We start from the raw sequence: 24561 nt of genomic DNA, 5'->3' as shown, positions 1-24561 counted from the left end.
GGTTCTCCTTACAGCCGGCCGGGTATGACTACCCGGCTTTTTTTTACCCGAAGCCTGGCGTTACAAATCCGCCAGCTGCGCGAGATACGGCTGCAGATCGCCGATGTTGTTGCTGACCCATTCCGGGTTGTAATAGGTATCCAGATAACGCTCGCCGCTGTCGCACAGCAGGGTGACGATCGACCCTTGCTCGCCGTTTTCCCGCATCTGCTTCGCCAACTGCAGCGCACCCCAAACGTTGGTGCCGGTAGAGGCGCCAACCTTGCGGCCCAGCACGCCTTCCAGCCAGTGAATGGTGGCGACGCTGGCGGCATCCGGCACGCGCAGCATGTTGTCGACCACCGACGGGATGAACGACGGCTCGGCGCGCGGGCGGCCGATGCCTTCGATACGGCTGCCGCAGCTGCCGATCAGGGTGCGATCGCCGTGGTGGAAGCAGTCATAGAACACCGAGTTTTCCGGATCGACCACTGTCAATTGGGTGTCGTGCCCCTGATAGCGGATGTAGCGACCCAGCGTGGCAGAGGTGCCGCCGGTGCCGGCGCTCATCACGATGTGTTTCGGCACCGGGAAAGGTTCGCGCGCCATCTGGCGGAAGATGCTGTCGGCGATATTGTTGTTGCCGCGCCAGTCGGTGGCGCGCTCGGCGTAGGTGAACTGATCCATATAGTGGCCGTTCAGCTCTTTCGCCAGCTGTTCGGAGGCAGCGTAGATCTGGGCGGCGTGATCGACGAAATGACAGCGGCCGCCGTAAAAGGCGATCTGCTCCACCTTGCGGCGCGCGGTGCAGGACGGCATCACCGCGATGAATGGCAGGCCGATCAGACGGGCGAAGTAGGCTTCGGAGACCGCGGTGCTGCCGGAAGAGGCCTCGATGATGGTGGTGTTCTCGGTGATCCAGCCGTTGCACAGGCCGTAAAGGAACAGCGAGCGCGCCAGGCGATGTTTCAGGCTGCCGGTCGGGTGGGTGCTCTCATCTTTCAGGTACAGGCAGATGCCGGGAAACGCCGGCAGGTTCAGGCGAATCAGGTGCGTATCGGCGGAGCGTTGAAAATCCGCTTCTATTTCACCGATAGCATATTTTACCCAAGAGTTTGTCATGATTTGGCCTCAGAATAGGGGGCTGATTTATGGCGTAGCATAGCCTGTCGGCAGGAAAAAAGGATTGCCATTTTCCCTGTTTAATCGCCTAATGGGAGAAAATTTTTCTCCAGGTGGCCGCTATGTTAGATAAAACAGACCGTAAGCTGCTGTGCATGCTGCAGCAAGATTGCACCCAGTCGCTGCAGGCGCTGGCCGATGCGGTCAATTTGACCTCTACGCCATGCTGGAAGCGCCTGAAGCGTCTGGAAGACGAAGGCTATATCCGCGGCCGGGTGGCCTTGCTGGATAATGAAAAGCTCGGCCTGGGGTTGACGGCGTTCGTGCTGATCAAGACCCAGCAGCACAGCAGCGAGTGGTATCAGGCGTTTGTGCAGCTGACCAGCCAGATGCCCGAGGTGCTGGCGTTCTACCGGATGGCGGGGGAGTACGACTACCTGATGCAGGTCGAAGTGGCGGACATGAAAAGCTACGACGGCTTTTATAAGCGCCTGGTGAACGGCGTACCGGGCCTTATTGACGTCACCTCGAGCTTTGCCATGGAAAAAATCAAATACACCACCGCGCTGCCGGTGCCGGAGTGAAAAGTTAACCGGACGGGCGGCTCAACGGTGGTATCCTGCTCTGCTGAAGCAGAAAAAGAGACAAATCCCATAAAATCCTGGAATCAAACTGCGTGAGATTATTTGCACAAATCGGCTGGTACTTCCGCCGGGAGTGGCGCCGCTACCTCGGGGCGGTGGTGCTGCTGATCGTCATCGCCATCCTGCAACTGTTGCCGCCTAAGCTGGTCGGCATCATCGTGGACGGCGTCACCGAAAAACAGATGTCCACCGGTGTGCTGTTGGCCTGGCTCGGGCTGATGATCGGCACCGCGATCGTCGTTTACCTGCTGCGCTATGTGTGGCGGGTGCTGCTGTTCGGCGCCTCCTACCAACTGGCGGTCGAGCTGCGCGAAAACTTTTACCGCCAGCTCAGCCGACAAAACCCGGCGTTCTACCTGCGCCACCGCACCGGCGATCTGATGGCGCGCGCCACCAACGATGTGGATCGCGTGGTGTTCGCCGCCGGTGAAGGCGTGCTGACGTTGGTGGATTCGCTGGTGATGGGGGTGGTGGTGCTGGTGGTGATGAGCACCCAAATCAGCTGGCAGCTGACGGTGTTGGCGTTAATCCCGATGCCGCTGATGGCGATCGCCATCAAATATTACGGCGACCAGCTGCACCAGCGCTTTAAATCGGCGCAGGCGGCGTTTTCCAGCCTGAACGATCAGGCGCAGGAAAGCATGACCAGCATCCGCATGATCAAGGCCTTCGGGCTGGAAGATCACCAATCCAACCGCTTCGCCGACGTCGCGGCGCAGACCGGGGCCAAGAACATGCACGTGGCGCGGGTGGATGCGCGCTTCGATCCGACCATTTATATCGCCATCGGCGCCTCTAACCTGCTGGCTATCGGCGGCGGCAGCTGGATGGTGGTAAACGGTTCGCTGACGCTCGGGCAACTGACCAGCTTTGTGATGTACCTCGGCCTGATGATCTGGCCAATGCTGGCGCTGGCCTGGATGTTCAATATCGTCGAGCGCGGCAGCGCAGCCTACAGCCGCATCCGCAGCCTGCTCGACGAGGCGCCGGCGGTGCAGGATGGCCCGCAGGCGTTGCCGGCCGGGCGCGGCGTGCTGGAGGTGGATATCCGCGCGTTCCACTACCCGGAAAACCCGCATCCGGCGCTGCACGATGTGGCGCTGACGCTGAAACCAGGGCAAATGCTGGGGCTGTGCGGGCCGACCGGGGCCGGCAAATCGACGCTGCTGTCGCTGATCCAGCGCCAGTTCGACGTCGATCAAGGGCAGATCCGCTATCACGGCCTGCCGTTGCCGCAGGTCAAACTCGACGACTGGCGTTCGCGGCTGTCGGTGGTGAGCCAAACGCCGTTCCTGTTCTCCGATACCGTGGCGAACAACATCGCACTGGGCCATCCGGGGGCGACGCAGGCGCAGATCGAACAGGCGGCGCGGTTGGCCAGCGTCCATGAGGACATTCTGCGGCTGCCGCAGGGCTATGACACCGAGGTGGGCGAACGCGGCGTGATGCTGTCGGGCGGGCAGAAACAGCGCATCTCCATCGCGCGCGCGCTGCTGCTGGATGCGGAGATCTTGATCCTCGACGATGCGCTATCGGCGGTGGATGGCCGTACCGAACACCAGATCCTGCACAACCTGCGCAACTGGGGGCAAGATCGCACGGTGATCATCAGCGCACACCGGCTGTCGGCATTAACCGAGGCCAGCGAAATCCTGGTGATGCAGCACGGCGGCGTGGCGCAGCGTGGCGATCCGGCGGCGCTGGCGGCGCAGCCGGGCTGGTATCGCGATATGTACCGCTATCAGCAGCTGGAAGCTGCGCTGGACGAAGCGCCGGAAAACGGCGAGGAGGCGTTGGCCGATGAATAAAGTGCAAAAGCTGTGGCCGACGCTGAAGCGCCTGCTGGCCTACGGTTCGCCGTACCGCAAACCGTTGGGGGTGGCGGTGCTGATGCTGTGGGTGGCGGCGGCGGCGGAAGTCGCCGGGCCGATCCTGGTGAGCTATTTTATCGATAATTACGTCGCCAAAGGGCAACTGCCGCTGATGATCGTCGGCGGGCTGGCGGCGGCCTACATTCTGCTGGAGCTGCTGGCGGCGGCGCTGCATTACTTCCAGGCGCTGCTGTTCAACCAGGCGGCGGTAGGCGTGGTGCAGCGGCTGCGCACCGACGTGATGGACGCCGCGCTGCGCCAGCCGCTCAGCGCCTTCGACACGCAACCGGTCGGGCAATTGATCTCGCGCGTCACCAACGACACCGAAGTGATCAAGGACCTGTACGTGATGGTGGTCTCCACGGTGCTGAAAAGCGCCGCGCTGATCGGCGCCATGCTGGTGGCGATGTTCAGCCTCGACTGGCGCATGGCGTTAGTGGCTATCTGCATCTTCCCGGCGGTGTTTGTGGTGATGGGCATCTATCAATACTACAGCACGCCGATCGTGCGACGGGTGCGCAGTTATCTGGCGGACATCAACGACGGCTTCAACGAAGTGATCAACGGCATGGGCGTGATCCAGCAGTTCCGCCAGCAGGTGCGCTTCGGCGAGCGCATGAGCGCCGCCAGCCAGTCGCACTATCTCGCGCGCATGCAGACCCTGCGGCTCGACGGTTTCCTGCTGCGGCCGCTGCTCAGCCTGTTTTCGGCGCTGGTGCTGTGCGGTTTGCTGATGTTGTTCGGCTTCAGCGGCGAAGGCGTGATTGGCGTCGGCGTACTTTATGCCTTCATCAACTATCTGGGGCGTTTGAACGAACCGTTGATCGAGCTGACGTCACAACAGTCGATCCTGCAGCAGGCGGTGGTGGCCGGCGAGCGTATTTTCGAACTGATGGATCGCAGCCAGCAGAGTTACGGTACCGACGATAGTCCGTTGGCCGGCGGCCGCATCGACATCACCGATCTGAGCTTCGCTTACCGCGCGGACAAAAAGGTGCTGCAGCATATTTCGCTGTCGGTGCCGTCGCGCGGCTTCGTGGCGCTGGTCGGGCACACCGGCAGCGGCAAGAGCACCTTGGCCAACCTGCTGATGGGTTATTACCCGGTCAGCGAGGGAGAAGTGCGTCTCGATGGCCGCCCGATCTCCAGCTTGTCGCACCGCACGCTGCGCCAGGGCGTGGCGATGGTGCAGCAGGATCCGGTGGTGATCGCCGATTCGGTGCTGGCCAACGTCACGTTGGGGCGCAATATCGAGGAACACGCCGTTTGGCGGGCGCTGGAAACGGTGCAGCTGGCGGATCTGGTGCGTGGCTTCCCGCAGGGTATTCACACCCGACTGGGGGAGCAGGGCAATAACCTGTCGGTTGGGCAGAAACAGCTGCTGGCGATGGCGCGGGTCTTGGTGCAGGCGCCGCAGATCCTGATCCTCGACGAGGCGACCGCCAATATCGACTCGGGCACCGAACAGGCTATCCAGCGCGCGCTGCGTGCGATCCGCGAGCACACCACGCTGGTGGTGATCGCCCACCGGCTGTCGACCATCGTCGACGCCGATTCCATTTTGGTGCTGCATCGCGGCCAGGCGGTGGAGCAGGGCAACCATCAGCAACTGCTGGCGCTGCAGGGGCGTTACTACCAGATGTACCAGCTGCAGTTGGCGGGCGAGCAGTTGGCGGAAGCGGTGCGCGAGGAGAGCCAACCCGCCTGAACATGGGCCGCGCTCGCGGCCCTTCTTTCTTTCCAACGCACCATAAGCAGGCAAACCATCTGGGCCACGCCCCCTTTCTGCACTTTTTCGACGCGATGCGCACCAAATCAGTGCGCATTATTTAACCTACCCAAGGTATCGGTGCCTTGCTGCCTCGCGGCTGCGCCCGCGAGCCCGCTAATCCGCTGAATCGCCCTGCAAAATTAAATTTGGCACAGCCCTTGCTACATATGACGCGTACCAGGGGTGAGTTTGGGCTTAATTCGTGGAGGGGCAATATGAAGCTGGTGACCGTGGTAATCAAACCGTTCAAGCTGGAGGACGTGCGCGAGGCCTTGTCCTCCGTGGGCATTCAGGGGTTGACCGTAACCGAAGTGAAGGGCTTTGGCCGCCAGAAGGGGCACGCCGAGCTGTATCGCGGCGCCGAATATAACGTCAATTTCCTGCCCAAGGTCAAAATCGATATCGCCATCGCCGACGATCAGTTGGATGAAGTGGTTGATGTGATTAGCAAAGCTGCCTACACCGGCAAAATCGGCGACGGAAAAATTTTCGTTGCCGAGTTGCAACGTGTGATCCGCATTCGCACCGGCGAAACCGACGAATCGGCACTGTAACCGCGAACTCAGTTAAGTGATGGGGATGGATTGATAATGAAAAGACTGTTATCCATGTTGGGCCTGAGTTCGGTAACCCTGGTTCCTTCTTTGGCCCTGGCCGCCCCGGCGGTCGCTGATAAGGCCGACAACGCCTTTATGATGATCTGCACCGCGTTGGTGCTGTTCATGACGCTGCCGGGCATCGCGCTGTTTTACGGTGGCTTGCTGCGCGGCAAAAACGTGCTGTCGATGCTGACGCAGGTCACCGTCACCTTCGCGCTGGTCTGCGTGCTGTGGGTGTTGTATGGCTATAGCCTGGCGTTCAGCGAGGGCAATGCGGTGTTCGGCGGGTTCGAAACGGCGATGCTGAAAGGCATCGGCATCGACAGCGTCACCGGCAGCATCAGCCAAATGATCCACGTCGCCTTCCAGGCCTCCTTCGCCTGTATCACCGTGGCGCTGGTGGTGGGTGGCTTCGCCGAACGCATTCGCTTCTCGGCGGTGCTGATCTTCGCGATCCTCTGGTTCACGCTGTCTTATCTGCCGATCGCGCACATGGTGTGGGGCGGCGGTTACCTGGCCGCCGACGGCGCATTGGACTTCGCCGGCGGCACCGTGGTGCACATCAACGCCGCCAGCGCCGGGTTGATCGGCGCCTACCTGATTGGCAAGCGCGCCGGCTTCGGTAAAGAGGCCTTCAAACCGCACAACCTGCCGATGGTGTTTACCGGGGCGTCCATCCTGTATATCGGCTGGTTCGGTTTCAATGCCGGTTCCGCCAGCGCGGCCAACGGCATTGCGGCTCTGGCATTCCTCAACACCGTGGTTGCCACTGCGGGCGCCATTCTCTCCTGGACCTTCGCCGAGTGGGTGCTGCGCGGCAAGCCTTCATTGCTGGGCGCCTGCTCCGGCATGATCGCCGGGCTGGTAGCAGTGACGCCGGCGGCGGGCACCGTGGGCGTGGGCGGGGCGTTGATCATCGGCCTGGTGGGCGGCGTCGCCGGCCTGTGGGGCGTCGTGACGCTGAAAAAATGGCTGAAAGTGGACGACACCTGCGACGTGTTCGGTGTGCACGGGGTGTGCGGCATCGTCGGCTGCCTGTTGACCGGGGTGTTCACCGCCTCTTCACTGGGCGGCACCGGTTATGCCGAAGGGGTGACGATGGGCCATCAGGTCTGGATCCAGCTGGTGAGCGTGCTGATCACGCTGGTGTGGTCGAGCGTCGCCGCCTTTATCGCCTTCAAGATCGCGGGCGCCATGGTTGGATTGAGAGTGCCGGAGGAGCAGGAACGCGAGGGGCTGGACGTCAACAGCCACGGCGAGAGCGCCTACAACCAGTAAGGCTCAAAGCAGGGCAGTGCGCTAAAGACTAAAATAATGATGAAGCCAAAAGGGGCGATGGAAACATCGCCCCTTTCTTTATGCTGCGGATCAGGCTTCGCGTTGGCGAATCACCCCTTCCTGCACGGTGGTGGCGACCAGTACGCCGTCGCGGGTATAAATCTGGCCGCGTACAAAGCCCCGTGCGCCGGAGGCAGAGGAGCTCTCCACCGCGTACAGCAGCCAGTCATCCATGCGGAACGGACGGTGGAACCACATTGAGTGGTCAATGGTAGCCACCTGCATGCCTGGCTCGAGGAAGCCGACGCCGTGCGGCTGCAGCGCCGTCGGCAGGAAGTTAAAGTCCGACGCGTAGCCCAGCAGATATTGGTGGATGCGCTGATCGTCCGGCATGCTGCCGTTGGCGCGGAACCACACGTAGCGATGCGGTTCTTCCACGCTGCCTTTCAGCGGGTTATGGAATTTCACCGGGCGCATTTCGATCGGCTTCTGGCCGATAAATTTTTCGCGCACTTTTTCCGGCAGCATATGCGCCAGCTTCTGGGCGATCTCTGACTCAGACAGCAGCCCTTCCGGCGGCGGCACGTCCGGCATCTGGTTCTGGTGCTCGAAACCTTCTTCCGGGCTCTGGAAGGAGGCGGTCATATAGAAGATAGGTTTGCCGTGCTGGATGGCGCTGACGCGGCGCGCGCTGAAGCTGTTGCCGTCGCGCAGGGTTTCCACGTCGTAAACGATAGGCTTGCTGCTGTCACCCGGGCGCAGGAAGTAGCTGTGGAACGAATGCACGCTGCGTTCGTCCGGCACCGTCTGTTTGGCGGCGTACAACGCCTGGCCGACCACCTGCCCGCCGAACACCTGGCGCAGCCCCAGATCTTCACTCTGACCGCGGAACAACCCTTCTTCGATTTTCTCCAGATCCAGCAGATCGAGGAGGTTTTGCAATGCCTGGCTCATAAAGTTGTTACCTTTCTAATAATCATTTTGCGCAGTGTGCGGAATATCACGGCGCGGCGTCAACATTTTGCGTTAAGGGGCCGATGAGAATGCTCTTAATCATGGACGCCTTGGGCTGTTTAAGTGATTAATAGGCGGGGTAAAGTGGATTTATCAGTGTTTTGTGCTAGGTTTAATAGGTGAGGTGGTGAAAGCCACCAACATGTTGATAATAAAAAAGGAGACCGATCCATGAAACTCTGGCAAATCGTAGGCGGTGCCGCGGCACTGACGATCACGCTGGCAGGATGCGCGCAAAAGAGTGCCGATGTGCCTACACAGACGGCCGGTAACCCGGCGGCTGCGCAAACGCAGATTCAGGGCCCGGCGGTGACAGGTTCGGTTAATATACGTCAGCGCATTGCGCTGCCGCCGGACGCCGTACTGACGGTCACCCTCTCTGACGCTTCGCTGGCAGATGCGCCGTCCAAAGTGATTGCACAGCGCGCGGTGCGTACTGAAGGGCAGCAGGCGCCATTCAGCTTTACGCTGCCGTACAACCCGTCCGACATCCAACCGAATGCGCGCATCATTCTGAGCGCGGCGGTGACGGTCAACGGGCGCCTGATGTTCATTACCGACACCATCCAGGAAGTGGTTAACCGCAACGGCACCCGCGCCGATCTGCTGCTGGTTCCGGTTCAGGGTGTGCCGATTCAGGCTGCACCAACCGCCATGCAGTAAACTTACTGCGGTACAGCAAGATGAAATCAACAGCCTTTGCGCTTCGGCCAAAGGCTGTTTTGTTTTACCAGCGCCAGCCGTAGCGTTCGAAATCGATCGTGCTGTGCGGGCCGAAAATTATCCCCTCCGCCAGCAGTGCCTGCCGTTGCCGTTGAAAATCCTCCCCCTGCTGCGAGATCTGTCCCTGCCGGTTGATCACCCGGTGCCAGGGCAGCGTGCTGCCTTCCGGCAAACGCCGCAGCACGCCGCCAACCTGACGCGCGGCGCGCGGCGAGCCGGCCAGTCGGGCGACTTCACCGTAAGTGGTGACTTTGCCGAACGGGATGGCGGCCACGATATGGAAAACCCGCTGGCTGAAAGAGGCGTCTTCTGGTTGCATATTGCTGTTCCTGCACGAGTCAAAACCCAAGCGAAGAGTGTGCCACAGCGCAGGTGGGTAAGAAAACAGCGGTTGGCCCCGGTTGGCTTGCTATTTGGTGGGGCATCGCCGATAATGCCCACCGCTTCGGAGTACAGAAGCCGTCAATGGGGGCCCTGTTGGTTCTCCCGCAACACTAACTTGTGAACTCGGTCAGGTCCGGAAGGAAGCAGCCGCAGCAGGTGACGTGTGTGCCGGGATGTAGCTGGCAGGGTCCCCACCCATTTGGGCTTCGCCAATCCGCGCTTTTGCCACCTATCCTCCACGTATCTATTATCCATTTCTGTCATCAGGCAGAGCGACACGCATTTCTTTTCTTCCCGCCTTCAATTCTTTTGGATAATGAATTAGCGGTTCTGGGGAGCGGGCACAGTGAGGCGGGCGATGAGATAACCTGACTCGATTAAAAAAGAAAATTGTTTCCGCGCAATATTATTATCGGAAGAGGGAACGCAAGTGAAGTTTTACTGTCAATAGGAAAAGTACGTATTCAACTTGAACATTGAAGCCGATAAAAGCATCGGCTCAACGCGTTAGGGGGGGCTGATTATCTGACATATTTCCAAACGGAGGTGGGGATTTTGTCATACAGTTTGTTCATGGTCAGCTCTGCCAGACGATGATCTGCCGCTGAGTAAAACAGCTCCAGTTCATCATCGGAAAGCTCGTACTTATTTTTCTCAATAACACGTTCGAGAGTATCAATCGTGGTGCATTTACGTAAACGCATCAGATAGTCGGTTTTAGTCATGGTGGCCTTTAGTTTAATAACCGTAAAATAGCTTGGGAATAATTATCCCCTAAGTTTTCATTGTCGTACAGATGTCCTCTCCTGAGAACATTCTGAATAATCTCGCCTTGGTTTTTTGCCAGCGGCGCAGGTCGGAATCATTGATACCATAGCTGCTGAACAGCGTATAGGTATCGTCGAGATATTCTTCGACTAACTCCGACAGGTCAGATTCGTCCATGTATTTAATTTTATAACTCATCACAAACGAAGCGATATGTTCGATCAACTCATTAAGCTGCAGGTTGACGGAGGACGTCGGATCGTTGACCCACCCATGATGACTGTCTCCCAGGGTAGCGATACCTTCATCATACAAATTTTCGCACAAGAATTTGAGCTGAGCAATGTCGTGTCGCTTAGGCGAATACTCATCCATATCATCCCCTCCGTAAGTCTTAATTGCGGTGTGATAACACTATGTGAGTAAGCTGATTTACATCATGAACGGAGGCAGCTTAACGGTGGTTAAATAAACTTCCCGTAAAATGAATATAAATCATTTTTTCGCGTTTGGCCTGTAGTTATTACTTAAACTTACAATTCATCCGCAGTTGATGGTCGTGAGTTATCAATGATGTCGAAGATTAAACCCCGCGCCGTCACTCGAAACCGGACGCTGTCGTTGATGATATCTTCGCTGTTGATATCCAGGCAGGCATTAAAAATGCCCCACTTATAACGATAACTCATTGAATAATCGCTGTCACCTTGTTGCACTATATCAAGTATTTCTAATGAATCTTCGGCATAGCGTGCGCTTTCAGAATAAAAGCTGAGTCCGCTGGTCAGCGCCGGCACTAACTCCGCAATATTGTCATGAACCACTTTCTTTAATTTTTTAACAGAAAGTGCGTTGACGTCCAGGTTACAGGCAAGGGTAACAAGCATTAATCTCGGCCAACAACAATGTTATCTGCTTATCTTACTCCTTTTCCACACGCGTCGGTAAATTTTTCGATTTACCGCTGTTCTTTACCTTAACCTTACGCCAACATTCCAACCGAACGGAAATATCCCTGGGTTTTGTAAGGGCGTGGGGAGGGGGCCGCTGTGCGAGGGATTGTTACGTTCCGTTGCATTATTGTCGCGCCATAGCTTGAGCTACGGCAGTTGTTGTGATGTTATATTATAACTCTTATCCATCATTTTGGTCATCACATTGATTCCCACTTCACGACATGGTGCCGCGCCGTCACTGAATTCGTTGTTCACCACCTCCGCCGCCGCGCGTTGTGCAGGGGCCGTTGTGCTGCTGGCTCTGCTGTGGCTCGGCATCTTTTGGGCGGTATCGCTGCCATGATCATCCTGCGTCAGCTGGTGCTAGGCTATGGCGCCACGCCGCTTTTTCCACCGCTGAGCGGGCAGTTTACCGCCGGCTCGTTAACCGCGGTGGTGGGCGTCAATGGGGCCGGAAAATCGACATTGCTGAAAACGCTCGCCGGTTTGTTGCCGCCGATGGGCGGCAGCCTGAATTTCAGCGGCGGAAAGCCGCCGCGCAGAGCTTACTTACCGCAGCAGGCGGAGCTGGATCGGCAGTTCCCGATCGCGGTAAGCGATCTGGTGGCGATGGGATGTTGGCCGCAAAGCGGCATGTTCGGCGGTATGAACAAGCATGCGGCGAGCCAGGTTAATGAGGCGCTGGCGAGCGTCGGCATGAGTGCGCTGGCGCACAGCCCGGTGGGCGAGCTCTCCGGCGGCCAGCTGCAGCGGGTGTTGTTTGCGCGCCTGCTGGTCCAACAGGCGCCGCTGATCCTGCTGGATGAACCTTTTACCGGCATCGACAGCGCCACCACGCAAATTTTGCTGCAGGTGATTGCGCAGCTGCACCGGCAGGGGAGAACGGTGATCGCCGTGCTGCACGATATGTCGATGGTTGCCGAGCATTTTCCGCAGGCGCTGTTGCTGACGCCGCAGGCTTGCCACTGGGGCGCGGCCGAGCGGGTGCTGGAGCAGGTGCCGAGGTATCACGCCGCCGAACGGCAGCCGGATCTGCGGGCGGTGGCGCCATGATGCTGTGGCATGCGCTTATCGATCCTTTCCTCTCTTTCGGTTTTATGCGCCGCGCGCTCATGGCGTGCCTGGCGTTGTCGCTCAGTGCCGCCCCGCTGGGCGTGTTTCTGCTGCTGCGCCGCATGAGCCTGGTAGGGGATGCCTTGTCACACGCGGTGTTGCCGGGCGCGGCGATCGGCTATCTGATCTCCGGTATGTCGCTGATGGCGATGGGCGTGGGTGGCTTTATTGCCGGGCTGGCGGTAGCGATGCTATCCGGCCTGGTGAGCCGCCGCACGCCGCTGAAAGAGGACGCCAGCTTCGCCGGATTCTATCTGGGCTCACTGGCGTTGGGGGTCACGCTGGTCTCGCTGCGCGGTTCCAGCGTGGATCTGCTGCACGTGTTGTTCGGTTCGATCCTGGCGGTGGATGCGCAGGCGATGCTGATGGTCGGTGCGATCGCCTCGGTTTCGCTGCTGGCGCTGGCGGCGCTGTACCGCGCGCTGGTTATCGAATCCTTCGATGTCACTTTCCTGCGCGTTAACGCGCCGCGCCGGTTGGCGCTGATCCACGGCCTGTTTTTGGCGCTGGTGGTGGTCAATCTGGTGGCGGGATTCCAGATCCTCGGCACCCTGATGTCGGTTGGGCTGATGATGCTGCCCGCCGCCAGCGCGCGCTTCTGGGCGCGCAATCTGCCGCAGACGCTGGCGACGGCGATGGGCATCGGCGCGCTTTCCAGTCTGATTGGGCTGGTGTGGTCCTATCACGCTTCGCTTCCCGCCGGCCCGGCGATCGTGCTCAGCGCCAGCATCCTCTTTTTTGTCTCGATCCTGTTTGGAACGCGCGGAGGCATTTACGCCTTTGCGCGCCGTTGAGAAGTGCCATTTGCAAGGAGAAAATATGAAACGTTTACCTATATCGCTGGCGGTAGCTGCTCTGCTGGCCAGCCCATTGGCGATGGCGAAGACCGTCGACGCCGTCGCCAGCTTTTCCATTCTCGGAGATATCGTCAAGCAGGTGGGCGGCGATCACGTCAAGGTCAGCACGCTGGTGGGGCCGGATGGCGATCCGCACAGTTTCGAGCCTTCACCGCAGGACGGCAAGAAGCTGGCTCAGGCTGATGTGGTATTCGTCAGCGGCCTGGGGCTGGAAGGGTGGATCGATCGCCTGGTCAATGCTTCGGGTTATAAAGGGCAGGTGATCATCGCTTCACAGGGCATCAACACCCGCCAGATGGAAGAGGATGGCAAACCGATTACCGATCCTCACGCCTGGAACAGCATGAAAAACGGCGTGCAGTACGCCACCAACGTGATGAACGCCCTGATCGCCGCCGATCCTGAAGATGCCAACTATTTTCGCCAGCGTGGCGCCGACTACATTCAGCAGCTGCAAAAGCTGGATCTGTGGGCCAAAACCCAGTTCGCCGCAGTGCCACCGCAGAAACGTAAGGTGCTGACCAGCCATGATGCTTTTGGCTACTTTGGACAAGAGTATGGCGTCACCTTCCTTGCCCCGGTCGGATTTTCCACCGAAGCGGAAGCCAGCGCCAGCGACGTGGCGAGCCTGATTAAGCAGATTAAACAGGAGAAGGTTAACGCTTACTTTATCGAAAACCAGACCGATCCGCGGCTGGTGAAGCAGATTGCCGCCGCCACCGGCGCCAAGGCGGGCGGCGAGCTGTACCCTGAAGCGCTCTCCCGCGCCGGTGGTCCGGCGGCCACCTATGAGCAGGCGTTCAAACACAATGTCGACACGTTGCTGAGCAGCATGAAGTAATCTCTGCCCCCCGCCCGCGGGTGGGGGACAGCTTGCAGGCACTTTCTCGCCATAAAAAAAGCCCCGTTGAGCAGCAACGGGGCTTTGCGACAGATGACACTTGGGAGTTAACGCTTTTTCTTACGTCCCTGTACCGCTTTGAAACGCGGATTGCTTTTACAGATCACATAGATGCGGCCACGACGACGCACGACTTTGCAATCCGGATGGCGATTTTTCGCCGAACGCAATGAACTCAATACCTGCATGGGGTTTCCTTGTTACTTATTGCCGATAAAGCGGCCAAAGCGCTGCTGGAAGCGCGCCGTGCTGCCTTCTTTGGAATAGTCTTTCTGCTTACCGGTGTAATACGGATGCGAAGCGGAAGAGACGTCGAGGGTGACATACGGCCAGCTTTCGCCGTCCAGTTCGATAGTGCGATCGGTTTTGATGGTCGATCCCACTTTGAAGTAGGCATTGGCGCTGACGTCGTGGAACACCACGGTGCGGTAATCGGGATGGATGCCGGGTTTCATAATGGCTCTCTCGTGTAATGTTATACTATAACAATAATTATGCGCCGACCTGGCATCATGATCAAGCGTAAATTGCACTCACGAGCGAATTAATGAGAACGGTTTGCATTAAGCAACTGAAGCAAAAGAAAAAGGCCGCATGCGCGGCCTTTTCGATTATCGGGTGGAGCTCACATCACTGAGCGATCAGTGGTGCTCTACCGGGTGGCTGTGTTCCAGGTCTTCGTTCTTCTTGCTGAAGCGGCGGCGAACCACCACGAAGAACACCGGTACGAAGAAGATCGCCAATACGGTCGCGGTGATCATCCCGCCCATTACGCCGGTACCTACCGCGTTCTGTGCGCCGGAGCCTGCGCCGCTGCTGATAACCAGCGGCAGAACCCCGAGGATGAAGGCCAGGGACGTCATCAGGATTGGACGCAGACGCATACGCACTGCTTCCAATGTCGCCTCGACCAGGCCTTTGCCTTCTTTTTCCATCAGGTCTTTGGCGAATTCCACGATCAGGATGGCGTTCTTCGCCGATAGACCAATGGTGGTCAGCAACCCTACCTGGAAGTACACGTCGTTGTTCATGCCGCGCATCGTCGCGGCCAACAACGCACCGATAACCCCCAGCGGCAATACCAGCATGACCGAGAACGGCACGGACCAGCTTTCATACAGCGCCGCCAGACACAGGAACACCACCAGAATCGAGATGGCGTACAGCGCCGGCGCCTGGTTGCCCGACAGACGTTCCTGATAGGACATGCCGGTCCAGTCGTAACCGATGCCGCTTGGCAGTTTGGACGCCAGTTGCTCCATCAGGTTCATCGCTTCACCGGTACTCTTGCCCGGTGCGGCCTGGCCCAGAATTTCCATCGACGGCAAGCCGTTATAGCGTTCCAGACGCGGTGAGCCGTATTCCCATTTCGCCGAAGAGAAGGCGGAGAATGGCACCATCTGGCCGCTGGTACCGCGCACGTACCACTTGTTGATGTCTTCCGGCAGCATGCGGAACGGCGCTTCGGCCTGTACGTACACCTTCTTCACACGACCGCGGTCGATGAAGTCGTTGACGTACGAGCCACCCAGCGCGGTGCTCAGCGTGCTGTTAATGGTGGTGATGCTGACGCCCAACGCCTTGGCTTTCTCCTGATCGACGATCAGTTTGAACTGCGGCGTATCTTCCAGGCCGTTCGGGCGCACGCCCACCAGCACATCCGGATGCTGAGCAACCATGCCCAACAGCTGGTTACGCGCTTCGGTCAGTTTTTCGTGCCCCAGGCCGCCCTGGTCAATCAGCTCGAAGTCGAAGCCGGTTGCGGTACCGAGTTCGATAATCGCCGGCAGGTTGAACGGGAACACCAGGCCTTCTTTAATCTGCGAGAAGGCGCCCATGGCGCGACCGGCGATCGCTTCTACCTTGTTCCCGGCCCCCGGACGCTCGCCCCAGTCTTTCAGGCTGACGAATGCCAGGCCGTTGTTCTGGCCGTTACCGTTGAAGCCGAAGCCCGCGACGGTAAACACCGAAACCACGTTGTCCTTTTCCTTGTTCAGGAAGTAGTCAGAGACTTCTTCCAGCACTTTGTTGGTGCGGGACTCGGTGGCGCCGGCAGGCAACTGCACCATGGTCAACAGGATGCCCTGATCTTCGTCCGGCAGGAACGAGGAAGGCAGGCGCAGGAACAGCAGGCCCATGCCAACCACGATCAGCAGGTAGATGATCAGATAGCGGCCGGTGCTGCGCAGGATGTTGCCCACGCTGTCGGTATAGTGATGCGTGCTTTTCTCGAACATGCGGTTAAACCAGCCGAAGAAGCCTGTTTTAACCCCGTGATCGCCTTTCGGGATCGGTTTGAGCATGGTGGCGCACAGCGCCGGCGTCAGGATCAAGGCCACCAGCACCGACAGCGCCATCGCGGACACGATGGTGATCGAGAACTGGCGATAGATGGCGCCGGTTGAGCCGCCAAAGAACGCCATCGGCACGAATACCGCTGACAGCACCATGGCGATGCCCACCAGCGCGCCCTGGATCTGGCCCATCGATTTACGGGTGGCTTCTTTCGGCGGCAGCCCCTCTTCGGACATAACGCGCTCGACGTTTTCCACCACCACGATGGCGTCATCTACCAGCAGGCCGATCGCCAACACCATGCCGAACATCGTCAGGGTGTTTATCGAGAAGCCGAACGCCGCGAGTATCGCAAAGGTCCCCAACAGTACTACCGGCACCGCGATGGTTGGGATCAGCGTCGCGCGGAAGTTCTGCAGGAACAGATACATCACCAGGAACACCAGGATGATGGCTTCGATCAGCGTTTTCACCACTTCGTTGATGGAGATTTTAACGAACGGGGTGGTGTCGTACGGATAAACCACTTTCATCCCTTGCGGGAAGAATGGCGCCATCTTGGCCAGCTCGTCTTTCACACCTTTGGCGGTGTTCAAGGCGTTGGCGCCGGTTGCCAGTTTGATACCCAGGCCGGCGGCAGGCTTGCCGTTATAACGTGCGGTAACGGCATAGCTTTCCGCGCCGCGCTCGATGTGAGCGACGTCGCGCAGGCGCACCTGGGAACCGTCGGTATTCACCTTCAGCAGGATCTTGCCGAACTCTTCCGGCGAAGTCAGACGGGTCTGCGCGATGATCGAGGCGTTCAACTGCTGCCCCGGCACCGGCGGCAGGCCGCCCAGCTGGCCAGCGGCGATCTGGTTGTTCTGCTCGGTGATGGCGGAGGTCACGTCCGTGGTCGTCAGCTGGTAGTTGTTCAGCTTGTTCGGATCCAGCCAGATACGCATCGCGTACTGGGCACCGAACAGCTGCACTTCACCCACGCCGGACGAACGGCTGATCGGATCCTTGATGTTGGACGCCACGTAGTCCGCAATATCGTCCTGCGTCATGTTCGGATCGTCGGAAACGAAGCCGGCCACCATCAGGAAGCTGCTGCTGGATTTTTCTACTTTCAGGCCCTGTTGCTGAACTTCTTGCGGCAGCAGCGGGGTGGCCAACGACAGTTTGTTCTGAACCTGAACCTGCGCGATGTCAGGATCGGTGCCGGATTCAAACGTCAGGGTAATGGTGACGCTACCAGAGGAATCACTGGTGGAGGACATGTACATCAGGTTATCGATACCGTTCATGTTCTGTTCGATAATCTGTGTGACGGTATCCTGCACCGTTTTGGCATCTGCGCCCGGGTAGTTGGCGGAAATACTCACCGCCGGCGGTGCAATAGTGGGATACTGCGCGATGGGCAGTTTCATTATTGCAAGCACCCCCGCCAACATGACGATGATGGCGATTACCCAGGCGAAAATTGGGCGGTCTATAAAGAACTTAGCCATGTATTACAGGCTCCTTTTTATGACTTCTGCGCTTCAGACTGCGGCTGTTTTTGCGCCTGAGTGTCAACTTCCTGCACTTTTACCTGCGCGCCCGGATGCACTTTCATCAGGCCGGAGACGATCACGCGATCGCCGGCTTTCAGGCCATCGGTAACCAGCCATTTGTCGCCAATCGCCTGGTCCGCCTTCAGCGTGCGCAGCTCAACTTTGTTGTCTGCCCCTACCACCAACGCCGTCGCGTCGCCGCGCGGGTTGCGGGTGACGCCCTGTTGAGGCACCAGCAACGCATCGCTGCGTACGCCTTCGTCCAGACGGGCGCGCACGAACATGCCAGGCAACAGCGTATCGTTCGGGTTAGGGAACAGGGCGCGAATGGTAATGGAGCCGGTGGTCTCATCGACGGTGACGTCAGAGAATTCCAGCGTGCCTTCCTGCGCGTATTCGGTGCCGTTTTCCAGCATCAGTTTCACCTTGGCCTTGCCGTTTTCCTGCTTCAGCGCGCCGCTGGCCAGTTCTTGCTTCAGGCGCAGGAAGTCGGTGCTCGACTGGGTGACGTCGACATACATCGGATCCAACTGTTGCACGGTGGACAGGGCGGTCGCTTGGCCGTTGCTGACCAGCGCGCCTTCGGTCACGGCGGATTTGCCGATGCGGCCGGAGATCGGGGAGGTCACTTTGGTGTACGCCAGATTAATGCGCGCGGTTTCGACGGCGGCCTTGGCGGCCACCACTGCGGCATCCGCTTGCTGCAGTGTGGAGACGGCGTTGTCGTAGTCCTGCTTACTGATATAGCTGGTACCCAGCAATGGCTTGTAGCGGTTTACCGTCACGCGTGCGATGGAAGCGCTGGCCTGTGCTTTGGCCAAATCGCCTTTCGCGCTGTCGTAGCTGGCTTGATAGGTTGCGGGATCGATTTGGTACAGAGACGTCCCGGCCTTGATATCGCTGCCTTCGACGAAGTTGCGCTTCAGGATGATGCCACTGACCTGAGGGCGAACTTCGGCGATACGATACGCAGCGGTGCGGCCAGGAAGATCGGTAGTGATGTTGAGAGGCTCGGCCTTCAAGGTGACTACGCCCACTTCAGGTGCCTGTTGTTGGGCACCTTGCTGTTGGGTTTCTTTATCGTTACATCCTGTTAGCACTAAGCTGCCTGAAAGCATCAGAACGGCCGCCAGAGGCGTTAACCCTCTGTTTTTGTTCATAGAAAAACCTCAAGTGTCCGATTTCAAAATGATCAATGGATCACAAGCTTTAAAACCCATTGCTGCGTTAATTATATGTGCGTGCTATGGTACATACATTCGCGAATGTATGTAAATCACACTCCCCCTAAATAACAATGCCATGGCACGAAAAACCAAACAGCAGGCGCAAGAAACCCGACAGCAAATCCTCGATGCTGCGGTGAGAGAGTTCTCTGAACGTGGCGTTGCTGCAACGTCACTGACAGATATTGCCACCGCTGCTGGGGTTACGCGTGGAGCCATTTACTGGCACTTCAAGAATAAGGTAGACCTGTTTAATGAAGTTTGGGAATCTACCGAGCCGAAAATTGACCAGCTCGAAACAGAGTATCAGGCAAAGTTTCCCGATAATCCACTGCGGGTTATCCGGGAAATTCTGATTTACGTTCTGACGTCTACGGTTGAAGACGGCCGCAGGCGGGCGTTGATGGAAATTATATTCCACAAATGCGAGTTTGTCGGTGAAATGATGCCGCTGCTGGATTCGCGCAAGGTGCTGTACCTCGCCGGTTACGAACGCATCGAAGCGGTGCTGTACAACTGCATTCACCACGGGCAATTGCCGGCCGATCTGCACACTCGTCGCGCGGCGATCATCCTGCGCGGTTATATCACCGGCCTGCTGGAAAACTGGCTGTTTATGCCGGAAAGTTTCGATTTGCGGGCCGAAGCCGAAGCGCTGGTGGATGCGTTTTTGGAGATGCTGCAGTTTTGCCCCACCTTGCGCCTCAGATCCGATATGCCGACGGCAGCACCGTCCAACGCCGGCTCCCTGCCTTTATAAGGAGAGATTTCATGTCATCAGTCGTTCTCATCGCCAATGGCGCCGCCTATGGCCACGAATCCTTGTTCAATGCGCTGCGGTTGGCCATCGCCATGAAAGAGCAGCAGAGCAGTCTCGATCTGCGGCTGTTTCTGATGTCCGATGCGGTGGTGGCCGGGTTGGCCGGGCAGCAGCCGCACGAGGGGTACCACCTGCAGCAGATGCTGGAAATCCTCACCGCGCAGCAGGTGCCGGTCAAGCTGTGCAAGACCTGCGCCGACGCGCGCGGCGTCAGCCGCTTGCCGCTGGCAGACGGCGTGGCGATCGGCACGCTGGTCGAGCTGGCGCAGTGGACGCTGGCGGCGGAGAAAGTGCTGACTTTCTGATTTCGCGACAATGGGACATCACCGGCAACGCTTTTGTTGTTCGTTGCCTGCCGGCTGTCGTGATAATCTTCAGGCTTCTTAACCGATTCCGAAGCTAAATCATGCATCGCTGGTTGACTCTGCCCTCTCTGGCGCCGCGCTCGTTTGTCGGCGCATGCCGGCGGCGCATCGCCGCCGCGACACTTCTTTTCCTGATTTGCGCGCTGAGCTTGCCGACACAGGCGGCGCTGAACGGCGATCTGCCGCAGCGCAGCGAAGTGCAAAGCCAGCTGGAAACGCTGAGCAAGCAAAAAGCCCTGACGCCGGTCGAAAAGCTGTCCCAACAGGATTTGACCCGCACGCTGGAGCTGCTGGACGCCCTCGAGCGCAACCGGCAAGACGCCGCACAGCTTAAACAGCAGGTGCAGCAGGCGCCGGCGAAGCTCAGTCAGGTCACTGCCGAACTGGATGCGCTGAAGCAGCCGGTAGACAATGCGGCGGCGCGCGCTGCGCTGTTGCCGCTGTCGCTGCGCCAGTTGGAAAGCCGGCTGTATCAAACGCTCGACGAGCTGCAAAGCGCGCAGGAGAGCCTCTCCACCTACAACAGCCAACTGGTGTCGCTGCAAACCCAGCCCGAGCGGGTACAAAGCACCATGTACGCCGCCTCGCAGCGCCTGCAGGAGATCCGCAGCCAGCTCAGCGGCCAGACGCCGGGGCAAGATTCGCTGCGCAACAGTCAACAGGTGATGCTGAGCACCGAGCAGGCGCTGCTCAATGCGCAGCTGGAGCTGCAGCGCAAGAGCCTGGAAGCCAATACCACGCTGCAGGATCTGTTGCAAAAGCAGCGCGACTACACCACCGCGCATATCGACGCGCTGGATAGGTCAGTGCAGTTGCTGCAGGAGATCGTCAACAGCAAGCGGTTGACGCTGTCTGAAAAGACCGCCAAAGAGGCGCAAAACCCGGAAGACGCCACCGATATCCAGCACGATCAGCTGGTCAGCAAGCAGCTGGACGTCAACCGCCAGCTGAGCCAGCGGCTGATCGCCGCCACCGAAGAGAGCAACACCCTGTTCCAGCAGAATATTCGGGTCAAAAACTGGCTCGATCGCGGGCTGCAGGCGGAGCGTAACCTGAAAGAGCAGATCCAGGTGCTGAAGGGCAGCCTGGTGCTGTCGCGCATCCTGTATCAGCAGCAGCAGAGCCTGCCGCAGGGCACGCTGTTGGCGGATATGGACACGCGCATCGCCGATTTGCGGCTGGAGCAGTTCGATATCAATCAGCAACGCGACGATCTGTTCAAGGGGGAGGATTACATCAACCAGCTGGTGGCCGAAAGCAAGGAAAAGGCCGGCCCGGAAGTGATCGACGCGTTGAACGAGATCGTCGACATGCGCCGCGAGCTGTTGGATCAGCTGAACAAACAGCTCAGCAACCAGCTGTCGCTGTCGATCAACCTGCAGATCAATCAGCAGCAGCTCACCAGCGTCTACGGTTCGTTGCAGGATACGCTGACCCAGCAGATCTTCTGGGTCAACAGCAACAAGCCGGTCGATCTGGCGTGGCTGAAGGCGATGCCGGAGGCGGTGCGCGATCAGCTTGCCGGGCTAGATATCAAATTCGACGGCGGCAAGCTATTGCAGGGCGGGTTGAATGCGCTGGTGTTCCTGATCCCGATGCTGTTGGCGATCGGGGTATTGCGCTGGCGCTACCGGCTGATCGACGGCCATTTGCAAAAGCTGGCCAGCGATGTGGGGCAACTGAAGCGCGACGGCCAACTGCATACGCCGAAGGCTATCGCGCTGACCTTGCTGAAGGTATTGCCCGGCGCCGCGCTGCTGCTCGGCGTCGGTTTCTGGATGTATCGCGCCGATTTCGGCATCAGCGACTTTATCTGGGCATTGTCGCAGCAGCTGGCGCTGTCGTGGCTGGTATTCGGCTTCAGCTATCGGATGCTGAAACCGGGCGGCATTGCCGAGCGGCATTTCAACTTCGGCGCCAATCTGTGCGCGCATTACCGCCGGCAGACGCTGCGGCTGGGATTGGCGCTGCAGCCGCTGATCTTCTGGTCGGTATTGGGCGAAAAAGCGCCGCTGCGCCTGGTGGAAGACGTTATCGGCCAGATCGTGGTGATGCTGACGCTGGCGCTGCTCGCGGTGCTGGTGTTCCCGCTGTGCCGCGACAGCTGGCGCGAAAAGGGCTCGCACGCCGTGCGGCTGATGGTGGTTACTGCCATAGCCGCCACGCCGCTGATCCTGCTGGGGCTGATGTTCGCCGGTTACTTCTATACCACGCTGCGACTGGCCAGCCGCTGGATAGACAGCCTGTATCTGTTTTTCCTGTGGAATATCGTGTACCTGACCGCGCTGCGTGGCCTGAGCGTGGCGGCGCGGCGTCTGGCCTACCGGCGCGCGTTGGCGCGGCGGCAAAACGTGGCGAAAGAAGGAGCCGAAGGCGGTGAACCGGTGGTGGAAGAGCCGCCGCTGGCGCTCGATCAGATCAACCAGCAGTCGCTGCGCCTGACCACCCTGGTGCTGTTCGCCATCTTCGCCAGCGCCTTCTATGCCATTTGGTCGGATCTGGTGACGGTCATCGCTTATCTGGACAGCATCACGCTGTGGCATTACACCAGCACCGTGGCGGGCAGCAGCGTGGCGCAGGCGGTGACGCTGGGCAACATGATGGTGGCGATAGCCGCAGTGATCGTCGCCTACGTGCTCACCCGCAACTTGCCTGGTCTGCTGGAGGTGGTGGTGCTGTCGCGGCTGCAGCTGCGGCAGGGGGCGTCTTACGCCATCACCACCGTGCTCACTTACCTGATTACCGCCGTGGGCGCCGTGGTTGCGCTGGGATCGCTCGGCGTTTCCTGGGACAAACTGCAATGGCTGGCCGCCGGTCTGACGGTCGGGCTGGGCTTCGGGTTGCAGGAGATCTTCGCCAACTTCGTCTCCGGCCTGATCATTCTGTTCGAACGCCCGATCCGCATCGGCGATACCATCACCATCGGCACCTTCTCCGGTTCGGTCAGCAAGATCCGCATTCGCGCCACCACCATTACCGACTTCGATCGCAAAGAGGTGATCATTCCGAACAAGGCGTTCGTCACCGAGCGGCTGATCAACTGGTCGCTGTCCGACACCATCACTCGCGTGCTGATCAAGGTCGGCGTGGCCTACGGCTCCGATCTCGACAAGGTGAAAAAGGTGTTGCTGCAGGCGGCGCACGACAACCCGCGGGTGATGACCGATCCCGAACCGCAGGTGTTTTTCCTCAACTTCGGCGCCAGCACGCTGGATCACGAACTGCGGCTCTATGTGCGGGAACTGCGCGATCGCAGCTATACCGTGGACGAATTGAACCGCTCAATCGATCGCCTGTGCCGGGAAAACGGCATCGACATCGCCTTCAATCAGCTGGAGGTGTATCTGCATAACCAGCAGGGCAACGAAGTGCAGGAAGTGAAAAGAACGCTGTCACCGGACGACGGCGGCCAGACGGCGGGCTGATGAACGTTGAAAGACGAAAGGGACAGCGGCGCTGTCCCCGGTTACTGTCCGGCAGGCAGGTAGGGCGAGGTGACGCCGGCGCGCTGCAGCTTTTCCTGATAATCCCGTTTGACGATATCCAGCGCCGCCAGTGCGGTGACCGGATCGATCTCGTTGCATTCCAGCAGGTAAATCAAGTCTACCGCCAGCTGCAGTTCGGGTGAGGCGTTTTCCAGAGACATAGCACCTGCGCTTATTAATTAATGGGATGAATAACTCGCATACCGGCAGAGTATAGTGAACCCGGCGCGCAACCGGGAATAATCATTAAAATATTGTGATAAATCTTCAAAAACCGTTTTCTTTGCGCTCGATATTGCGCTCGATGCGCGCCAACGCCTGACGACAGCGCATCAGCCGCCCCTCCAGCGCCGCCAGCTCGTGCTGCAGTTTTTGCTGCGCCGCCAGCGTGGTTTGGCGGCCGAGCAGGCTTTCCCGATCCTGAATCATGGCGATCAGCCGGCGTTCGTAGTCCTGATGTTCGGCCAGCTTGTGGTACAGATCGGCCTCGGGGGCTTCTTTCGGCTGGTTCTTGCGCCGCAGCGCCTGGGTCGCCAGCTCGCGCTGCAGGGCGGCGATCTGAGCCACCAGTTTTTCGGCCAGAAAGGCCACCTGGCTGGTGCGGTTGTCGTTGGCGGCGCTTTGCAGCTGGGCGAAATTCTTCTCCACCTCGGCCAGGTAGTCGCGCAGCCGCGTGCCGCGATTGGCGAACAGGGCGGCGTCGAAGCGCGCCTGCGGGATCGGAACGTCGCCGCGCGGGGTCACTTCGGCCGCCAGCGCCGCGATCTGCTGTGCCAACACCTGTAATAGACGCTGAGTGCTCACATAAGCTCCCTCTTGATTTCAACAGGCGTAAGCTTGCCCGCGATGCTG

Annotated in this window: 24 protein-coding genes and 1 other RNA gene; 13 read left to right on the top strand and 12 right to left on the bottom strand. The window is 59.0% G+C overall.

Going from position 1 to position 24561, the window contains the following annotated elements:
• Positions 1 to 60 precede the first annotated feature (60 nt).
• Complete coding sequence (locus ACMGF7_RS02850; protein WP_015376851.1) at positions 61 to 1101, bottom strand: PLP-dependent cysteine synthase family protein; 1041 nt, start codon at positions 1099 to 1101, stop codon at positions 61 to 63.
• Positions 1102 to 1223: 122 nt separating this feature from the next.
• On the opposite strand from ACMGF7_RS02850, the gene ACMGF7_RS02845 reads away from it, so the two are divergent.
• The 5 genes from ACMGF7_RS02845 to amtB all read left to right on the top strand — a co-directional run bounded on the left by ACMGF7_RS02845 (position 1224) and on the right by amtB (position 7264).
• A complete protein-coding gene (locus ACMGF7_RS02845; protein WP_004940330.1) occupies positions 1224 to 1685 on the top strand; it encodes an Lrp/AsnC family transcriptional regulator in 462 nt (153 codons plus the stop codon).
• A 92-nt stretch (positions 1686 to 1777) separates the two neighbouring features.
• Positions 1778 to 3553 (top strand): multidrug efflux ABC transporter permease/ATP-binding subunit SmdA, encoded by a 1776-nt coding sequence (gene smdA, locus ACMGF7_RS02840; protein WP_197842929.1) that lies wholly within the window; start codon positions 1778 to 1780, stop codon positions 3551 to 3553.
• A complete protein-coding gene (gene smdB, locus ACMGF7_RS02835) occupies positions 3546 to 5324 on the top strand; it encodes a multidrug efflux ABC transporter permease/ATP-binding subunit SmdB (RefSeq protein WP_049242794.1) in 1779 nt (592 codons plus the stop codon). Before smdA ends, smdB begins: the two co-directional genes overlap by 8 nt.
• A gap of 278 nt (positions 5325 to 5602) precedes the next feature.
• Positions 5603 to 5941, top strand: a complete 339-nt coding sequence (glnK, locus tag ACMGF7_RS02830; RefSeq protein WP_004940327.1) for a P-II family nitrogen regulator — start codon at positions 5603 to 5605, stop codon at positions 5939 to 5941.
• A 36-nt stretch (positions 5942 to 5977) separates the two neighbouring features.
• Positions 5978 to 7264 carry an ammonium transporter AmtB gene (gene amtB, locus ACMGF7_RS02825; RefSeq protein ID WP_004940322.1) on the top strand — a complete coding sequence of 429 codons (1287 nt, stop codon included), beginning with the start codon at positions 5978 to 5980 and terminating at the stop codon, positions 7262 to 7264.
• A gap of 90 nt (positions 7265 to 7354) precedes the next feature.
• On the opposite strand, the gene tesB is transcribed toward amtB, so the two are convergent.
• Positions 7355 to 8218 carry an acyl-CoA thioesterase II gene (gene tesB / locus ACMGF7_RS02820; RefSeq protein WP_049242792.1) on the bottom strand — a complete coding sequence of 288 codons (864 nt, stop codon included), beginning with the start codon at positions 8216 to 8218 and terminating at the stop codon, positions 7355 to 7357.
• Positions 8219 to 8449: 231 nt separating this feature from the next.
• Between tesB and ACMGF7_RS02815 the strand changes: the two genes are divergently transcribed.
• Positions 8450 to 8941 (top strand): YbaY family lipoprotein, encoded by a 492-nt coding sequence (locus ACMGF7_RS02815; RefSeq protein WP_004940318.1) that lies wholly within the window; start codon positions 8450 to 8452, stop codon positions 8939 to 8941.
• 64 nt (positions 8942 to 9005) lie between these two features.
• Here ACMGF7_RS02815 and ACMGF7_RS02810 read toward each other — a convergent pair whose 3' ends face one another.
• The gene (locus tag ACMGF7_RS02810) at positions 9006 to 9320 is read right to left on the bottom strand and encodes an MGMT family protein (protein WP_049242789.1); all 315 of its coding nucleotides are present in this window, start codon (positions 9318 to 9320) and stop codon (positions 9006 to 9008) included.
• Between the two features lie 156 nt (positions 9321 to 9476).
• Between ACMGF7_RS02810 and ffs the strand changes: the two genes are divergently transcribed.
• Positions 9477 to 9573: signal recognition particle sRNA small type (ffs, locus tag ACMGF7_RS02805), an RNA gene on the top strand.
• 333 nt (positions 9574 to 9906) lie between these two features.
• Here the strand turns inward: ffs and ACMGF7_RS02800 are convergent.
• The 3 genes from ACMGF7_RS02800 to ACMGF7_RS02790 all read right to left on the bottom strand — a co-directional run bounded on the left by ACMGF7_RS02800 (position 9907) and on the right by ACMGF7_RS02790 (position 11040).
• Positions 9907 to 10110, bottom strand: coding sequence for an HHA domain-containing protein (locus tag ACMGF7_RS02800; protein WP_004940313.1), 204 nt, complete (start codon positions 10108 to 10110; stop codon positions 9907 to 9909).
• A gap of 49 nt (positions 10111 to 10159) precedes the next feature.
• On the bottom strand, positions 10160 to 10528 hold the full coding sequence (gene tomB, locus ACMGF7_RS02795) for an Hha toxicity modulator TomB (RefSeq protein WP_004940312.1): 369 nt from the start codon (positions 10526 to 10528) through the stop codon (positions 10160 to 10162).
• A gap of 158 nt (positions 10529 to 10686) precedes the next feature.
• Entirely contained in the window at positions 10687 to 11040 is a 354-nt protein-coding gene (locus tag ACMGF7_RS02790) for a hypothetical protein (RefSeq protein WP_004940311.1), read from the bottom strand.
• A gap of 408 nt (positions 11041 to 11448) precedes the next feature.
• On the opposite strand from ACMGF7_RS02790, the gene ACMGF7_RS02785 reads away from it, so the two are divergent.
• Genes ACMGF7_RS02785 through ACMGF7_RS02775 form a run of 3 tightly spaced genes read left to right on the top strand, consistent with a single transcriptional unit; the run spans position 11449 to position 13920 of the window.
• Positions 11449 to 12162 (top strand): metal ABC transporter ATP-binding protein, encoded by a 714-nt coding sequence (locus ACMGF7_RS02785; RefSeq protein ID WP_049242873.1) that lies wholly within the window; start codon positions 11449 to 11451, stop codon positions 12160 to 12162.
• Positions 12159 to 13016, top strand: a complete 858-nt coding sequence (locus ACMGF7_RS02780) for a metal ABC transporter permease (RefSeq protein WP_273890174.1) — start codon at positions 12159 to 12161, stop codon at positions 13014 to 13016. The genes ACMGF7_RS02785 and ACMGF7_RS02780 overlap by 4 nt, the downstream gene beginning before the upstream one ends.
• A 25-nt stretch (positions 13017 to 13041) precedes the next feature.
• On the top strand, positions 13042 to 13920 hold the full coding sequence (locus ACMGF7_RS02775) for a metal ABC transporter substrate-binding protein (protein WP_049242786.1): 879 nt from the start codon (positions 13042 to 13044) through the stop codon (positions 13918 to 13920).
• Positions 13921 to 14027: 107 nt separating this feature from the next.
• Here the strand turns inward: ACMGF7_RS02775 and ykgO are convergent, their stop codons facing one another.
• The 4 genes from ykgO to sdeX form a co-directional block, all read right to left on the bottom strand.
• A complete protein-coding gene (gene ykgO / locus ACMGF7_RS02770) occupies positions 14028 to 14168 on the bottom strand; it encodes a type B 50S ribosomal protein L36 (protein ID WP_004940304.1) in 141 nt (46 codons plus the stop codon).
• A 12-nt stretch (positions 14169 to 14180) separates the two neighbouring features.
• A complete protein-coding gene (locus tag ACMGF7_RS02765) occupies positions 14181 to 14435 on the bottom strand; it encodes a type B 50S ribosomal protein L31 (RefSeq protein WP_004940303.1) in 255 nt (84 codons plus the stop codon).
• A gap of 186 nt (positions 14436 to 14621) precedes the next feature.
• Positions 14622 to 17768: a multidrug efflux RND transporter permease subunit SdeY gene (gene sdeY, locus ACMGF7_RS02760; RefSeq protein ID WP_049242784.1), complete on the bottom strand. Its 3147-nt coding sequence runs from the start codon at positions 17766 to 17768 to the stop codon at positions 14622 to 14624.
• A 17-nt stretch (positions 17769 to 17785) separates the two neighbouring features.
• Entirely contained in the window at positions 17786 to 18973 is a 1188-nt protein-coding gene (gene sdeX / locus ACMGF7_RS02755; protein ID WP_015376861.1) for a multidrug efflux RND transporter periplasmic adaptor subunit SdeX, read from the bottom strand.
• Between the two features lie 142 nt (positions 18974 to 19115).
• Here sdeX and acrR point away from each other — a divergent pair, with 142 nt between their 5' ends.
• The 3 genes from acrR (at position 19116) to mscK (ending at position 23649) form a co-directional block, all read left to right on the top strand.
• The gene (gene acrR, locus ACMGF7_RS02750) at positions 19116 to 19799 is read left to right on the top strand and encodes a multidrug efflux transporter transcriptional repressor AcrR (protein WP_049188633.1); all 684 of its coding nucleotides are present in this window, start codon (positions 19116 to 19118) and stop codon (positions 19797 to 19799) included.
• Positions 19800 to 19810: 11 nt separating this feature from the next.
• Positions 19811 to 20164 (top strand): DsrE/DsrF/TusD sulfur relay family protein, encoded by a 354-nt coding sequence (locus tag ACMGF7_RS02745; RefSeq protein WP_004940282.1) that lies wholly within the window; start codon positions 19811 to 19813, stop codon positions 20162 to 20164.
• A 101-nt stretch (positions 20165 to 20265) separates the two neighbouring features.
• Positions 20266 to 23649, top strand: coding sequence for a mechanosensitive channel MscK (gene mscK / locus ACMGF7_RS02740; protein ID WP_164095466.1), 3384 nt, complete (start codon positions 20266 to 20268; stop codon positions 23647 to 23649).
• Positions 23650 to 23690: 41 nt separating this feature from the next.
• Here the strand turns inward: mscK and rsmS are convergent, their stop codons facing one another.
• Together rsmS and priC are read right to left on the bottom strand one after the other, a co-directional pair.
• Entirely contained in the window at positions 23691 to 23870 is a 180-nt protein-coding gene (rsmS, locus tag ACMGF7_RS02735) for a pleiotropic regulatory protein RsmS (protein ID WP_004940278.1), read from the bottom strand.
• Between the two features lie 106 nt (positions 23871 to 23976).
• Complete coding sequence (gene priC / locus ACMGF7_RS02730) at positions 23977 to 24513, bottom strand: primosomal replication protein PriC (protein WP_004940276.1); 537 nt, start codon at positions 24511 to 24513, stop codon at positions 23977 to 23979.
• Between the last annotated feature and the right edge of the window lie 48 nt (positions 24514 to 24561).

This window comes from Serratia sp. BNK-17 (assembly GCF_048684935.1).
GTDB lineage: Bacteria > Pseudomonadota > Gammaproteobacteria > Enterobacterales > Enterobacteriaceae > Serratia > Serratia nematodiphila.
The sequence above is the reverse complement of the archived record's forward strand: the minus strand, read 5'-3'. Positions and strand labels throughout refer to the sequence as shown.